The sequence below is a fragment of the Mycobacterium sp. IDUB_1 genome (assembly GCF_055419625.1).
In genome coordinates, this window is sequence record NZ_JBVAYA010000001.1 from 541,004 (window position 1) to 554,739 (window position 13,736).

14 protein-coding genes are annotated in these 13,736 nt (G+C 67.7%); 9 read left to right on the plus strand and 5 right to left on the minus strand.

The features are described 5' to 3' along the window. The first annotated feature begins 235 nt into the window (after positions 1–235). The 4 genes from ACZYYX_RS02745 (at position 236) to ACZYYX_RS02760 (ending at position 3,909) form a co-directional block, all read left to right on the plus strand. Entirely contained in the window at positions 236–1,306 is a 1,071-nt protein-coding gene (locus ACZYYX_RS02745; RefSeq protein ID WP_463812857.1) for a sodium:calcium antiporter, read from the plus strand. Positions 1,307–1,339: 33 nt separating this feature from the next. Beyond that, positions 1,340–2,185, plus strand: a complete 846-nt coding sequence (locus ACZYYX_RS02750; RefSeq protein WP_463812858.1) for an MOSC domain-containing protein — start codon at positions 1,340–1,342, stop codon at positions 2,183–2,185. Next, the gene (locus tag ACZYYX_RS02755; protein WP_463812859.1) at positions 2,160–3,188 is read left to right on the plus strand and encodes an alpha/beta fold hydrolase; all 1,029 of its coding nucleotides are present in this window, start codon (positions 2,160–2,162) and stop codon (positions 3,186–3,188) included. Before ACZYYX_RS02750 ends, ACZYYX_RS02755 begins: the two co-directional genes overlap by 26 nt. 79 nt (positions 3,189–3,267) lie before the next feature. Then, positions 3,268–3,909, plus strand: a complete 642-nt coding sequence (locus ACZYYX_RS02760; protein WP_463812860.1) for a class I SAM-dependent methyltransferase — start codon at positions 3,268–3,270, stop codon at positions 3,907–3,909. Positions 3,910–3,920: 11 nt separating this feature from the next. Here ACZYYX_RS02760 and ACZYYX_RS02765 read toward each other — a convergent pair whose 3' ends face one another. Beyond that, complete coding sequence (locus ACZYYX_RS02765) at positions 3,921–4,301, minus strand: MarR family transcriptional regulator (protein WP_463812861.1); 381 nt, start codon at positions 4,299–4,301, stop codon at positions 3,921–3,923. Here ACZYYX_RS02765 and ACZYYX_RS02770 point away from each other — a divergent pair. Beyond that, complete coding sequence (locus tag ACZYYX_RS02770; RefSeq protein ID WP_463812862.1) at positions 4,300–4,893, plus strand: ANTAR domain-containing response regulator; 594 nt, start codon at positions 4,300–4,302, stop codon at positions 4,891–4,893. The genes ACZYYX_RS02765 and ACZYYX_RS02770 overlap by 2 nt on opposite strands. Here the strand turns inward: ACZYYX_RS02770 and ACZYYX_RS02775 are convergent. Next, on the minus strand, positions 4,885–6,240 hold the full coding sequence (locus ACZYYX_RS02775; protein ID WP_463812863.1) for an NAD(P)/FAD-dependent oxidoreductase: 1,356 nt from the start codon (positions 6,238–6,240) through the stop codon (positions 4,885–4,887). The two genes, ACZYYX_RS02770 and ACZYYX_RS02775, sit on opposite strands and share 9 nt — an antisense overlap. An 83-nt stretch (positions 6,241–6,323) precedes the next feature. Here ACZYYX_RS02775 and ACZYYX_RS02780 point away from each other — a divergent pair, with 83 nt between their 5' ends. After that, on the plus strand, positions 6,324–7,937 hold the full coding sequence (locus tag ACZYYX_RS02780; RefSeq protein WP_463812864.1) for a sensor domain-containing protein: 1,614 nt from the start codon (positions 6,324–6,326) through the stop codon (positions 7,935–7,937). Here ACZYYX_RS02780 and ACZYYX_RS02785 read toward each other — a convergent pair. After that, positions 7,925–8,779, minus strand: coding sequence for a lysophospholipid acyltransferase family protein (locus ACZYYX_RS02785; RefSeq protein WP_463812865.1), 855 nt, complete (start codon positions 8,777–8,779; stop codon positions 7,925–7,927). The two genes, ACZYYX_RS02780 and ACZYYX_RS02785, sit on opposite strands and share 13 nt — an antisense overlap. A gap of 85 nt (positions 8,780–8,864) precedes the next feature. Here ACZYYX_RS02785 and ACZYYX_RS02790 point away from each other — a divergent pair, with 85 nt between their 5' ends. The 3 genes from ACZYYX_RS02790 to ACZYYX_RS02800 are packed head-to-tail and all read left to right on the plus strand — an operon-like array spanning position 8,865 to position 10,758. After that, positions 8,865–9,611 carry a TetR/AcrR family transcriptional regulator gene (locus ACZYYX_RS02790; RefSeq protein ID WP_463812866.1) on the plus strand — a complete coding sequence of 249 codons (747 nt, stop codon included), beginning with the start codon at positions 8,865–8,867 and terminating at the stop codon, positions 9,609–9,611. A gap of 8 nt (positions 9,612–9,619) precedes the next feature. Then, complete coding sequence (locus tag ACZYYX_RS02795; RefSeq protein ID WP_463812867.1) at positions 9,620–9,985, plus strand: RNA-binding S4 domain-containing protein; 366 nt, start codon at positions 9,620–9,622, stop codon at positions 9,983–9,985. An 11-nt stretch (positions 9,986–9,996) separates the two neighbouring features. Beyond that, a complete protein-coding gene (locus ACZYYX_RS02800; protein ID WP_463814784.1) occupies positions 9,997–10,758 on the plus strand; it encodes a DUF6498-containing protein in 762 nt (253 codons plus the stop codon). Positions 10,759–10,765: 7 nt separating this feature from the next. On the opposite strand, the gene ACZYYX_RS02805 is transcribed toward ACZYYX_RS02800, so the two are convergent. Continuing rightward, entirely contained in the window at positions 10,766–11,023 is a 258-nt protein-coding gene (locus tag ACZYYX_RS02805; RefSeq protein WP_463812868.1) for a helix-turn-helix domain-containing protein, read from the minus strand. A 374-nt stretch (positions 11,024–11,397) separates the two neighbouring features. Next, positions 11,398–13,518, minus strand: coding sequence for an AAA family ATPase (locus tag ACZYYX_RS02810; protein WP_463812869.1), 2,121 nt, complete (start codon positions 13,516–13,518; stop codon positions 11,398–11,400). Between the last annotated feature and the right edge of the window lie 218 nt (positions 13,519–13,736).

Consider the following 13,736-nt stretch of genomic DNA (forward strand, 5'->3'; position numbering starts at 1 on the left):
CTTTCAGGAGCGGCGACGAGGCGCGGACCGTCCGAGGATCGCTAGGGTCGCTAATCAACTTCGTTGACGGTACGACACGGGACCGTACCGCACAACATCAGGCCACGACATCCTCGTGGGTCGCCCTAATCCTCACTGGCCCCGGGCTTTCAGGAAGTTGACAGGTTTCTCGTCGACTGACCGGGTACGTGTGTCGCACTGTGTAGTCCACTGCCACACCTCGAGAGGGAATTCCGTGTCCGGTTGGCCGATGTGGGCTCTGCTGCTGGCCTTCGCCGCGGCTGCGGCGGCGATCTGGGTGGCCGGTATCTCGCTGTCGAACCAGACCGATGTGCTGTCCACCCGGCTTCATCTCGGATCAGCCCTCGGTGGGCTCATCCTGCTTGCGATCGCCACGAACCTGCCCGAGATCGCGATCGTCGCGAGCGCCTCACTCTCCGGCAATCTGGGCGTCGCGGTCGGCAACATCCTCGGCGGTATCGCCATCCAGACGGTGGTTCTCGTGGCACTGGACGCGTTCGGAATCCGCGGTCCGCGGCCTCTGACCTACCGCGCCGCCTCGTTGGTTCTGGTGCTGGAGGCCGCGCTCGTGGTCGCGGTGCTGGCGCTGGTGATCGCGGGGACCCAGCTCCCGGGAACATTGATCGTCTGGCGCGTGACCCCCGCCGCTCTCCTCATCCTCGTGGCCTGGGTGGCTGGGCTGCTGTTGCTGCGTCGTGCCGGGCAGTCGCTGCCATGGCACGAGTCCGGACAACCGCCGGATGGCCAGGACAAACCCAGAGGACACAGCACCGCACGCACTGAGAGCCAAGCGACCGCACGCGGCATCAGCACCGCGAGGTCAGCGCTGATCTTCGGTCTGGCCGCGGTGGCGACTCTCGTCGCGGGCGTCGTCCTCGAACGCAGCGGTGATGCCATCGCCGACGGCATCGGCCTCTCGGGGGTTCTGTTCGGCGCCACCGTCCTGGCCGCCGCGACATCACTGCCCGAGCTGTCGACCGGTCTGGCATCGGTGCGCCATGGGGACTATCAGCTCGCGGTGTCGGACATCTTCGGCGGGAACGCCTTCCTCCCCGTGCTGTTCCTGATGGCCACCATGCTGTCAGGTGACGCCGTGCTGCCGCACGCGGAACGCACCGACATCTACCTCACGGCGCTGGCAATCGTTCTGACATTGGGTTATGCGGCCGGTCTGCTGTTTCGCCCGCAGCGGCGCATCGCCCGGATGGGCATCGACTCTCTGGCTGTTCTGGTGATCTACGTCGTGGGAGTCGTCGGGTTGTTCGCCATCGCGCACGCGCGCTGACGGCATTCCCCGACCCGTACGCTGGTGCAGACCATGACTACGGTTCTCAGCGGCCGGGTGGCTGCCCTGCGCCGCTACCCCGTGAAGTCGATGCTCGGCGAGGAGTGCGCCCGCCTCGAGCTCGGCCCCCTCGGTGTCGCTGGAGACCGCCGGTTCGCCTTCGTCGATGGCGAGACGGGACGCGTGGCCACGGCCAAGAACCCTCGCCTGTGGCGGCACCTGCTGCACTGCTCGGCGAACACCGGGGACCGCGGTGTCCTGGTCACCATGCCCGACGGCCGCGCGATACCGGTCGAGCAGTCGGCCGATGCGGTGTCGGAGCTGGTGGGACGGCGCGTGGCCCTGGCCGACGAGCGCAGCGCGGGGGCCTCCGTCGAGCGCGCCGATCCGGTCGACGTGCTGACACATGGCATCGACGCCGACATCGAGGCCGAGATCCTCGAGATCGCTCAGGGCACACCGGGCGGCGCTTTCGTCGACCACTCCCCCGTGCACCTCATCACCACCGCCACACTCGACGCCATCGGGCTCGACCGCGCCGAGGCCGTGCGCTACCGACCGAACATCGTGATCGAGACACCCCCGGGCTGTCCACCTTTCGTAGAGAACGACTGGGTCGGTGTCACCCTCCACATCGGCGGTGTCGAGGTGCGAGGGACACTCCCCACGCCCCGGTGCGCCGTCCCCACGCTCGAGCACGGATCGCTGCCACGGTCGCCGCTGGCCGTGCGCTACGCCCTCGAGCACAACCGCGTCCAGGCGGGCGAATTCGGAGTTCTGCCCTGCGCGGGCATCTACGCCGAGGTCGTCACCGGCGGCTTCCTCGGTGTCGGTGACGAGGTCCGGATCACGGATGATGCAGTTCCTGCGCATCGGTGAGCGCAGGCTGGCGTACGAGGTGCGCGGGCCGGACCACAGTGCCGAACCGCCGCTGATCGCTCCCGCATGGTGGGTGAGCCACCTCGAGCTCGACTGGCAGCAGCCGGGCGTGCAGCACTTCTGGACGGGAATGGCGGGCGATCGCACACTGATCCGATACGACCGCCTGGGCGTCGGCATGTCCGACCGGGACGTGCGCGAGGCCGACCTGACCCTCGAGGCCGAGGTGGCGACGTTGCGGGCGCTGTGCGACGAGCTGGGGTTGGACCGGGTGTCGCTGCTGGGCGGCTCCTCAGGCAGCGCGACCGCAATCGCCTTCGCCGCAATGTATCCCGAGCGAGTGGACCGCCTGGTTCTCTATGGTGCGTATGCGCGCGGCGACCTGCTCACCCCGCCGGAGGTGGGCCGGGCGATCATCTCCGCGATCGAGGTGCACTGGGGTCTTGGCGCCCGCGTGCTCAGCGACGTCTTCCTCGGCAGCGCAGACATCGCCGAGCACGATCGGTTCGCCCGATTGCAACGCGCTTCGGCCACGGCGCAGACGGCTGCGGCACTGCTCGACATGGTGTATCGGCTCGATGTCAGTGCGTATCTGGCCGATGTGCGTGCTGCGACGACGGTCGTGCATCGCCGCGACGATCGTGCGGTACCGTTCCGGCTCGGGCGAGAGGTCGCCGCCGCTATCCCTGGCGCGATTTTCGTTCCACTGCAGGGTGATTCACACTTCCCCTGGCACGGTGACGTCGACGCGGTCGTCCGGGTCTGCCGCAGCGATCGCTCCGACGCTGGTGACGCGATGGCGCCGGATCCAGGACCACTGTCACTCCGCGAGCGGGAAGTCCTGGGCTACGTGGCGCGGGGTCTCAGTGATCGCGAGATCGCCGAACAGCTGGCCGTCAGCCCGCACACCGTGCACCGTCACGTCGCCAACATCCGCCACAAACTGGGCTGCCCGTCGCGCACCGCGGCTGTCGCCGAGGCGGCCCGCCGCGGGCTCCTCTGACTCACCGGAACCGGCCACCCGACCACGATGGCCGATTCAGGCGATGCAGCGCTCACCCGGTGGCTCGTACATTCGATCCGTGAACCAGGCGTGGTTGCGCGTGATGGCGCTGCTCTACGACCCCTTCTTGTGGCTGGGCGAGGTCGCGGGTATGCGTCGACGCCGAAGGGCGCTGCTCGCCCAGGCATTCGGGCGGGTGCTGGAGATCGGGGCGGGCACCGGTCTGAACCTGCCGTGGTACCCGGGCGCGATCGATGAGCTGATCCTGGCCGAACCGGAACCCGGTATGCGCGGCAGGCTGAACCGTCGGCTCCATCATCTGGGCCGGGTGGCTCGGATCATCGATGCACCGGCCGAGGATCTTCCGCTGCCCGACGGGTCGGTGGACACGGTTGTCTCGACTTTGGTGCTGTGCACCGTCGCCGAGCCCGAGAGTGCGCTGCGGGAGATCGCCCGCGTGCTTACTCCGGAAGGGCAGCTGGTGTTCGTCGAACACGTGCGGGCGCGATCGCGGTGGTTGGCGGCGTTCCAGGATCTGCTGCTACGACCCTGGCGTGCTTTCGCGGGCGGATGTGTCTGCAACAGAGACACTCTCGAGACGATGGCGGCCTGCGGTCTCATCCCGGAGGTCGAGCACGCGACCTGGCACGGCATGCCGGCGATCGTCGGGCCACTCGTCATCGGGCGGGCGCACTCGTCGGCTCGGGCTGTGGCGGACTGACGACCGTCTGATCAGACCAGCATGCGCCGGTACTCCTGCGCGGGTTCGCCTGCAGCAGTGGCGAAGTCCTCGAGCACTGTCGCGAGGAGTTCGCGCCGCTCCGGCGCCATCTGGCGCAGCGCGCGGCGGATCGCGGTCCGCCGGTGGCGGATCACGGTGTCGATCAGCGCCTGCCCCTCGTCGGTCAACGTGAGTGAGATGTTTCGTCGGTCGACGGGATCCTGACGGCGGTCGATCAGGCCGATCTTCAGCAAGCGATCGACGAGCCGGCTGGCATTGGACGGATTCACCTGCAGGCCTTCGGCGACGGCGGCGATGTTCATCGCCCCGCGGGTGGCGATCATCATCATCACCCGGACCTGAGGCACGGTCACCACGTCATCGACGGTCATGATCGATGCGGCGGTGATTCCGACCAATGCACGGGAAGCGCGCATCACCGATTCGACCTGCTCGTTGCTCACGCCGACTATCGTGCGCTCGGCCATGTCCGCGTCGCCCGTCCTCGAGATCGTCCTTGCGAAACAGTGCGCATGGACCACGAATTGGTACCTGCAGCTGAGCGTACATGCGCGACCCACCACACCGAACGAAGCTCAGCTAGCAATCATTGCGCTTGCGCACGCATCGGCGTACAAAAGGAAGATGACCGGCGCGCTCACCACGTCGGGCGCCCGCCACGCCGACGTGGACGACCTGCGCGAGACGATCGCGCAACTGCGGGACAAACTCGCCAGCCAACCTGTCATCGAACAGGCCAAAGGCATGCTGATGCAGACCTTCGGTATCGACGCCGAAGGTGCCTTCGACGTCCTTCGGGTGCTGTCGCAGGACTGCAACGTCAAGCTTCGTGATGTCGCGATCGTCATCGTCGAGTCGTGGCGCGACGACGGCCCACGGCCCGACTTCGATGCGGCCTCCGACATTCTGGTCGACCTTCGCGAGAGCCTCCGCGGCGGGAACCGTATCGCGCCTCTACGCTGACTTCTCCGGACCGGTGTTGTAACTCTGATGCACCGGCGATTCCCACGTGTAGGGCTCCTCGGGATGGCCGGAACCTCCCAGGATGAAGGTGCGGTCGCTGCGGTTGGCCCGGGCGATCGTCGCCATCCAGGTACCGACCGTGCTGAACCTGTTGCGCACTCCGGTCAGGAAGGCGATGTGTATGAAACCCCAGCCCAGCCAGCCCCATGTGCCGGCCAGCCTCACGGGTCCCGCTTGCAGCAGTGCGTTGCCGCGGCTGATGTAGGCCGCTGAGCCGAGGTCGCGGTAGCGGTAGTTCTTGCGTCGCTTTCCGCTCAGATCGCGACGGACACATGCCGCGGCGTGCAACCCGCCCTGCATCGCGTTCTCCGCCACACCGGGTAGACCGTCGCGACCTGCGAGGTCACCGATGACGAAGACCTCTCGATGGCCGGGCACCGACAGGTCGGGATCGACGGTGACGCGGCCGGATCGGTCCGTCTGCGCCCCCAAGACGTCGGCGGCGTGCCGAGCGAACGGCACCGCTTCCACGCCGGCTGTCCACAACACCGTGCGGGTGGCGTAGTTCTCCTCCGGCCCGCCCCCTTTCGGGCTCACGGTCACGCCGTCACGACGGACATCGGTGACGTGCACGCCGAAGTGCAACTCCACCCCGAGCTTCACCAGCGTCTCCTGCGCCCGGCCGGCCAGCGCGGGGGCGAAGCTCTTTAACACGCGATCGCCGCCGTCGAACAGCAACACCCGCGCCTCACGCGGCTGGATGCTGTGGAATTCGTTGGCCAGCGCCCGGGTCGCCAATTCCCTAATCTGACCGGCTAATTCGACGCCGGTGGGACCACCGCCGGCGACGGCGAAGGTCAGCCACTGGTCACGTTCAGGTCCTGGCGGCAGTGTCTCGGCGATCTCGAAGGCCGCGAACACCCGCCGCCGGATACTCAGGGCGTCGTCGAGCGTCTTCATCCCCGGCGCCCACGTGGCGAACTCCTCGTGACCGAAGTAGGACTGGCGCATGCCGGCCGCGATCACCAGGTAGTCGTAGTCGACGTCGAAGGTGGAGTCGTCGGGCCTGCGTGCGGTGACCCGTCGGGTGGCGGGGTCCAGTCGAATGGCCTCACCGAGCAATGTTCGGACGTTCGGGTGGTGTTCGAGTTCCTCGCGAAGCGACCGGCTGATCTGACCGATACTGAGGGTGCCCGTGGCGCATTGGTAGAGCAGGGGCTGGAATACGTGGCATGCGGCTCGATCGAGCAAGGTCACGTCGACGTCGATCCCGCGGAAGCGACGGGCGCAGAACAGGCCGCCGAATCCGCCGCCGATGATCACGACCCTGGGACGCTCATTAGCCATGGCACCGTCGATACCCGTTTCTCACCGGTTGCACCCGCCGACACGCTAGCCTCGACGAGAGGAATCGGGCCGGCGGGGGCGGTATGTCAGAGGAGGATACCGACGCCATCACGGCGCCGGTGGACAGCGCAGAAGGCGCCGAGCGACGCCTGCGCGCGCTGTTCGACCTGGCCAGCGACGGAATCTGTGTTCACCAAGACGGCGCGATCGTGTTCGCTAACACCACTGCGGTGCGATGGATGGGGCTGGCGGGCAGCCACGACCTGGTCGGCCGGAAAGTGTCGGACTTCCTGGCGGCCGATGTCATGCCGAGCGTGCAGCGCCGTCTCGACGGCCTGCACAACGCGGGTGACAACGCTCCTCCGGCAGAGGTTCCGATGAGCCGATCGCGCGGGGCGATGCGTGACGTCGAGGCGACGTCGACCCGCATCGACTGGCACGGCCGACCCGCGATCGTCACCTACTTTCGAGACCTGACCAAGAGCCGAGCGGCGGAGCTGCTGCGCTATCAGGCAGCTCTTCTCGATCACGTCAGCGACGGGGTTGTCGGGCTGTCGCCGGCAGGCTTGGTCAGCAGCTGGAACGCGGCGGCCGAGAAGATCTACGGCCGCACCGCCCAGAAGGTCCGTAACCGTCACATTCAGGACGTGGTCGGCGCCGACGTGGACGCTGAGCGGCTGATCGACACGCTCGGAGTTCTGCACACGACGCATGTCGCCGCCGACGGTTCGCCACGATTCATCCGGCTCACCGGAGCACGGACCGCCTCCGGCTATGTACTGATCTGCGCCGACATGACGGCTCTGCGCCGTGCCGAACGACACTTCGAGGCCGTCGTGACAGCGCTCGACGCCGGGGTGGTGGTGTTCGGCCCCGACGGTTCGGTGATGTCGACCAACCCTGCGGCGCAACGGATTCTCGCCACGGTACGGCCCGTCAACGCGCCGTTCGCGTCCGACGTCCCCCTCGTCGACGCGGAGGGCCGCGCACTACCGGTGATGCAGCAGCCCGTCTGGCAGGTCTCGCATTCCGGCGTTCCGCAGGTCGACCGCGTGGTCGGCGTCGACTGTGAGGACGGCAGCAGGGTGTGGCTGTCGATGAGCACCCGGCGCCTCAGCCCCGACGATCCGCTGCGCTCGCCGGTCGTGGCGACCTTCATCGACATCACCGCCCAGAAGGTGGCTCACGAACGCGCCGAGCACGAAGCGGTTCACGATGTGCTCACCGGACTGCTGAACCGTTCGGGGGCCTTCGCCCGCATCGCGGCGTCGCTGCGTCCGGATGCGGTACAGCGGCTCAGCGCGGTGCTGTTCATCGATCTCGACGACCTCAAGTTCGTCAACGACTCGTTCGGCCATGACGCAGGCGACGCGGTGCTGGTGACGGCCTCGGCGCGGATGAAGGCCGCGCTACGGCAGTCCGATGTCATCGCACGGTTGGCCGGTGACGAGTTCGTGGTGTTGCTGATGCAGCGCATCGAACAACCGGATCTGGATCAGCTGGTCAATCGATTACATTGCGCGGCAACCGATCCCATCCGGTACCACGACATCGAGATCACCGTGACCGCGAGCATCGGTGTCACGCTGGTCGGACGCAACGACGTACGGGATGCGCTCGAGCTGCTGCGCGCCGCCGACGAGGCGATGTACAACGCGAAGTCCTCCGGGCGCGGCCGCACGCGCTATGCGGTGTGAACCGGAGGCCGGACGGCGTGGCGCCAGGCGAGCGGATTAAGCCGACGGAACGGATCCTCGGCGCGTAGCGCACGCACCTGGTCGAGGATCGTCTCCAGCGCGCTCTGCGTCACCTGTTTGACCTCCTGCTCCCACGACTTCGCCGCGGCGTCGGCGGGCATCGTGGTCGTGATCGGCTCGCCGAAGCGCAGATACATCCGCTGCGGCCGGGGTGCGAGCGTCGGCCCCACGCCGCGCATCAGGGGGACGCCGACACCGCTCACGCCGTGCAGCCGTTCACCGATCCCCCGGGTCATCCGATCCCAGACGCCGTCGCGCTCGGTGATGCTGGAGAACACGTCATCGCCTCCGACGAGCCCAACGGGCACGATGGGGTAGTCGTGAGCGATCGCCAGCCGCGCGAAGCCGCTGCGACCCTGCCAGAGGAGGCGGTACTCCTCGCCCTTGAACTTGAGCATGTCGCGTCCCCCGCCGGGGAACACCAGCACGGTTTCGCCCCGGCTCATCAGATCCGCGGCCTGGGCGGGATCGCCGACCACGGCGCCTGCGGCTTCGGCGATGTCCCGGCTGAGCCCGCGCATGTCGGCCAGCTGTCGGGTCGCCAGCCCTCTCACCCGGACGCCCAGCTCGGCGTGCACGAAGTACGGGATCATCACGATCTCCGGCCAACCCGCCATCGTGTGGTTGCCGACCAGCAGGAATCGCCCGTCGCGTGGCAGCCGGTCGAGGCCGTCGACATAGATCCGGGACAGCGACACCGCGGCTTCCAGCCGGTCCGCCAGCGAGAAGATCGCCGATTGCAGGGCTGTCACTCGCGTCTCCCGGTCCAAGAACAGGTTCATGCGCGCAGCCTACCCCCGAAACTGACCAAAGTACCGATATGGTCAGTTTGTACACCGCGGACCTGCCCGCCGATATAGTCGGCGGGTGAGTTCCGTCGCCCTGCCCGAGCAGCAGTCGGCCAAGGCGGCGCGATTGTTGGCTGCGGCAGGCGAACTGCTGCTCAAACGGGGTGCGCGGGGTTTCACGGTGGCTGATGTCGCTGCGCGTGCCCACGTCGGCAAAGGCACCGTCTACCTGTACTGGCCCACCAAGGAAGACCTTCTCGTGGGGCTGGTGGGGCGCGGATTCATCGGGATTCTCGACGATCTGATCACCCGACTCCGCAGTGATCCCGATCTGGTACGTCCGTCCCGCTTCTGTCCGATGATGCTCGACGCGGCCGCCAACCACCCGTTGATCGCGGCGGTACAGCGCCAGGACGGCGATCTCCTCGGGATGCTGGCCGACCATCCCCGCTCCATCGCCCTGCACGAGACGCTGGGGCCGAGTGCCGTCGTCGGCGCGGTGCTGCCGGTGTGGCGTCGCCACCGGATGGCCAGGGGTGACTGGGAGCTCGCCGATCAGTCGTTCGCCCTCCACGGTCTGGTCACCGGTGTCGCGATCTCGCTGGTGTCCGGCGTCGGCGACCCCCGCCCGGTGTCCGATCCACTGCAGGTGCTCAGCACCGCAGTCACCGCCCTCCTCGGGCCGGAGGGCGCCACCGGCGACGACATCTCCACGGCGTCAACGGAAGTCGCGGAGTTCCTCGGTGAGCGCCGCAACGTCGCGGTGGGGCTCATCGCTCATGACGACGTGCAACCGCGCCCCCGCCACGCTGACCGTGCTCCATGATGATCGCCATGGAGGCGACGCGCGTGGATCGTTGGCTGTGGGCGGTCCGGCTGACCAAGACGCGTCCGGACGCCGCGGCGGCCTGCCGCGGGGGTCATGTGCGGGTCAACGACAAGCCGGCCAAGCCCTCGACGATGGTCGGTCCAGGTGACACGGTGCGCGCCCTGGTCGGTGATCGCACCAGGATCGTCGAGGTGGTCCGGGTGATCCAGAAGCGGGTCGGGGCCGCTGACGCTGTCACCTGCTACCTCGACCGCACACCGCCCCCACCTACGGTCGTGGCGGTGCCTGTTGCCGCGAGAGACCGCGGCGCCGGACGGCCGACCAAGCGGGACCGCCGTCTGCTCGACAAGTGGCGCGCCCAGCAGCGGTGAGGGCCTCAGCGATGATCCGGATCGCCAACATCGCCGCTCTGCTCGCTGTCATCGCCGTGCCCGTGGTCGGGTGGTTCAGCCAGGGTTGGTCAGGCGCCACGACGCTGATCGTGTATTGGTTCGAGACGGCGCTCGGCTGCGCTCTGATCGCGCTGCGGATTCGGTTGCACCAGCGATGGTCTCCGCGGGTGGGGCATTTCCGATATCGACCGCCCAGTGAGAGCGGGTACCGGACGACGGGTTCGTTCGTCAGCGGATTCGCGGTCACCAGTTCGGTGTTCGCGCTGGCACACGCTGCGTTCCTCGGCATCATCCTCTTCCTGTTGCATCGCAATGGAGACCCACACATCGCGGACGTCAACTGGGACCAGGTGCGCATCGGCTGCCTGGCGGTCGCTGCGTTGCTGATCCTCGACGCGGTGATCGATCTGGCGACTCTGCGGAGGTGGAGCTTCTGGCAGATCGAGCAGACCGCACAGCGCGGGCTGAGCAGGATTGTGGTCGTGCACCTCGCGCTGATCTTCGGGATGGCGGGCATCGCGGTGACCGGTGCTCCGTCGACCCTGTTCAGCGTCTTCGTGGTCCTCAAGACCATGGCCTCGCTCAGCACGCTGTTCCCGCAGTGGGAACCGGCCCGCCCTCCGGCATGGTTGAGTCGCTTCCTGAACCGAATCCCCAACGCCCACCCGGGCGAACGATTCGAGGAGTTCTGGGCCAAAGATCGCGTTCAGGAACAGAAGCGCCGGGAACGCAACGAACAGCCCTGGCCGTGAACCGTCTTCACACGTCCATGGCACGAAGCTGCCGACGCGACGTGATACCCAGCTTCTGGTAGATATTGCGCAGATGCCATTCGACCGTGCGGTGGCTGATGAGCAGCTGCGCACCGATCTCCACGTTGGTCTGGCCCTGGCGCACCAGGCGGCTGATGTGCCGTTCCTGAGTGGTCAGTTCGGCGTCGTAGCGACGCCCACGGACGCCGACTTCCTCCCGCGGCTTGCAACTCGCGAGCAGCACGCTGTGCGAATCCGTCCGCACCCATGGCTGTGCACAGGTCGTGGGCCGCGCGCAGCTGTGTACGCGCATCGCCGTCACGGCCCACTCGGCGCAACCATTCTCCATAGACGAGGTGCGTCCTGGCGCGGTAGACCGCCAACGGGCTACGTTCCAGATGCATGAGCGCCCTGCGGTAGTCGGCATCGGTCGCCCGCTCACCCCTGGCCAGCGCTGACGCGCGGGCTGCCAGCCCCAGTGCGGATTCCGTTCCACTGGCGGCCGCGCGCCGCCCCAGCTCCTCGGATGCCGCACGTGCGGCAGCGAAATCCCTTGTGTACGAGGCAGCTTCGACAGTCTCCAGCAGCAAGCTACCGGACAGTCCGATGTCGTCGAAGTCCTGCCCGCACCGGCAGGCTTCATAGGCCTCCGCGTACCGCGCCAAAACCGTTGTACAGCAGGGCTTGCGAGTAGTAGGCAACCGTCACTTCGGTCCCCTCGCCCCGCGCGGAGGCTGCCTCGACCGTTCGAGCTGACATGTCCAGCCACAGGGCTTCATCGCCGCGGTGGGCCGCGAGCAGGGCGGTGCCTGAGCGGTGCGGGGGCGCACCCGTGGCAGCCGAAACGATGAACGCCTCGTCCAAAAGTGCCTGAGCGCTGTCGAACTCACCATCAATCACCCGGACAGCAGCCGCCGTGGTCAGGGCCGCGGGTAAGACCGTGAGTTCGCCGGCGTCCCGAAGCAACTCCAGCTGCCGCATCGCCAGGGTGTCGTAGGCGCCGAAGTCGAAAAGATCCAGACAGATTCGGTTGGTGATGTCATGCCATCGCGGATCTGCCGTCCCCGCCTGTACGTCCCGCAGATAGGCATGCAACGCATGCTTGAGTAGCGGAGCGGCCTCGGTGTACCCGGTGTGCAGCCGAACAGCGAGTCCGTCCAGCAGGAGATCGACAGCCCGAGGGGGTTCCGGAGCGCGGGGGCCCCGGCGCGCAGCCTCGGCGATGCGAGCGGGCTGGAGGTCGACGTCGTCGGCCAGCCGGCCGACGATCATCGCAGCCATCAGTGCTGACAGGTAGGTCTCGCGTGCCACCAACGGCTCGTGGTCGGACAAGGCGCGGGCCGCAGCGATGAGCAATCCAGGTCCCGTTCGTCCGCGGTCGGTCGCGAATGCGACGTGAGCGCGCAGTAGGGCCATCCGTGCCCGATGCGCGTCGTCGACGGTCGTCGCATCGGCGATGTCGATCAGCCGCGTCGCCGCCGTGGCGTCGCCCGCATCGAGTTTGGCCGCTGCGGCCTCGAGCGCCCGGCGCGCCCGACGCACCGGGTCGGGAGTCAGGTCCACCGCGTACTCGAGGAACGCGGCGGTCGCGGCCACTCCGCCGCGGGCTCGGGCACGCTCGGCGGATGCGCCGAGCTCGGCGGCAACCGCTTCGCTGGGCGAGGCGATCGCGTGGGCTCGATGCCACGCCCGGTAATCGGCCGTGTCAGGTCCGGTGATCGCATCGGCCAACGCGGCGTGCACGAGGTGCCGCCGGGCGGCGGGCTCACTCCGGTACACCGCCGAACGCACCAGCGGATGGCGGAACACCACCCGGGTGTCGAGAGTGATCAGACCCGCGAGCTCCGCGGGCTGGGCGTCTACGACTCCCACCCCGACCGTCTCGGCCGCCGCCCACAACCAGGCCGGGTCACCGACCGGTTCGGCGGAGGCGAGGAGAAGGAGCATGCGCGTCGCATCGGGTAGTTCCTGCACCCGATCGATGAACGTCTCCTCCATCGTTGTGGCGACAGGGCGCCAGCGGTCGAGCGCGAAACCGCCGGCGAGTTGTGCCGGTCGAACCATCCTGGGCAGCTCGACAAGTGCGAGCGGGTTGCCGTGGGCGTCGGCCAGAATCCGCTCGCGCACTCGATGATCGAGACGACCAGGCAAGGTTGCGTCGAGCAGCGTCTGCGACTCGAGGTCGTCGAAGGGCTGCAGGTGCACGTCAGAGATGCCATCGAGGTGATCTCCTCCACCTGGGTCCCGGATGGAGAAGATCAACGCGACCCGGTCGGCGAGAAGACGCCGCGCGACGAAACCGAGCGACTGGCGTGACCTCTCGTCGATCCACTGCGCGTCGTCGACGATGCACAGCAGCGGGCTGTCCGCGCCGGCATCACTGAGCAGATTCACAACTGCCAGACCGACAAGATAAGGATCAGGGCCAGCGGCCATTTCAGCGTCCAGAGCTGCCCGCAGCGCGCGTCGTTGCCCCTCGGGCAGCGACGCGTCATCGCCGCCGATCTGTAAGCAAAGACGTTGTAGCGCAGCGAAATCGATGATCATCTCCGATTCGACGCCGCTGACTGCGATCACCCGGAATCCATCGGCATGGTCCTGGGCGACGATGGAGAGAAGGTGCGTCTTGCCCAGACCGGCACCGCCGCGCACCACAAGCGCCCCACTTCGTCCCTGCTTGGCCGCGGTGATCACCTCGGCTATCCGATCCCGTTCGGACCGCCGACCGACGAAGACGCCACGGCGCGCATCCTCACCCACCCCGTCATCATCACACGCTCCGAGACGTGGGCCCCTGCGAGTGAGCACTGGTTTCCGCACGACACCACGGGGTCGCGAACCCCGTGCTTTTCCCTGGGGTTAGGGGGGTCGTGGCGGTGATTCACTGGCCGCAGCCGACCCGTGTTCCCGTTAACCCCCACCGTGGGGTGCTCCAAATCGCCTCCTCAGCTGGTCGGCACCGGCAATGACGCCACGGG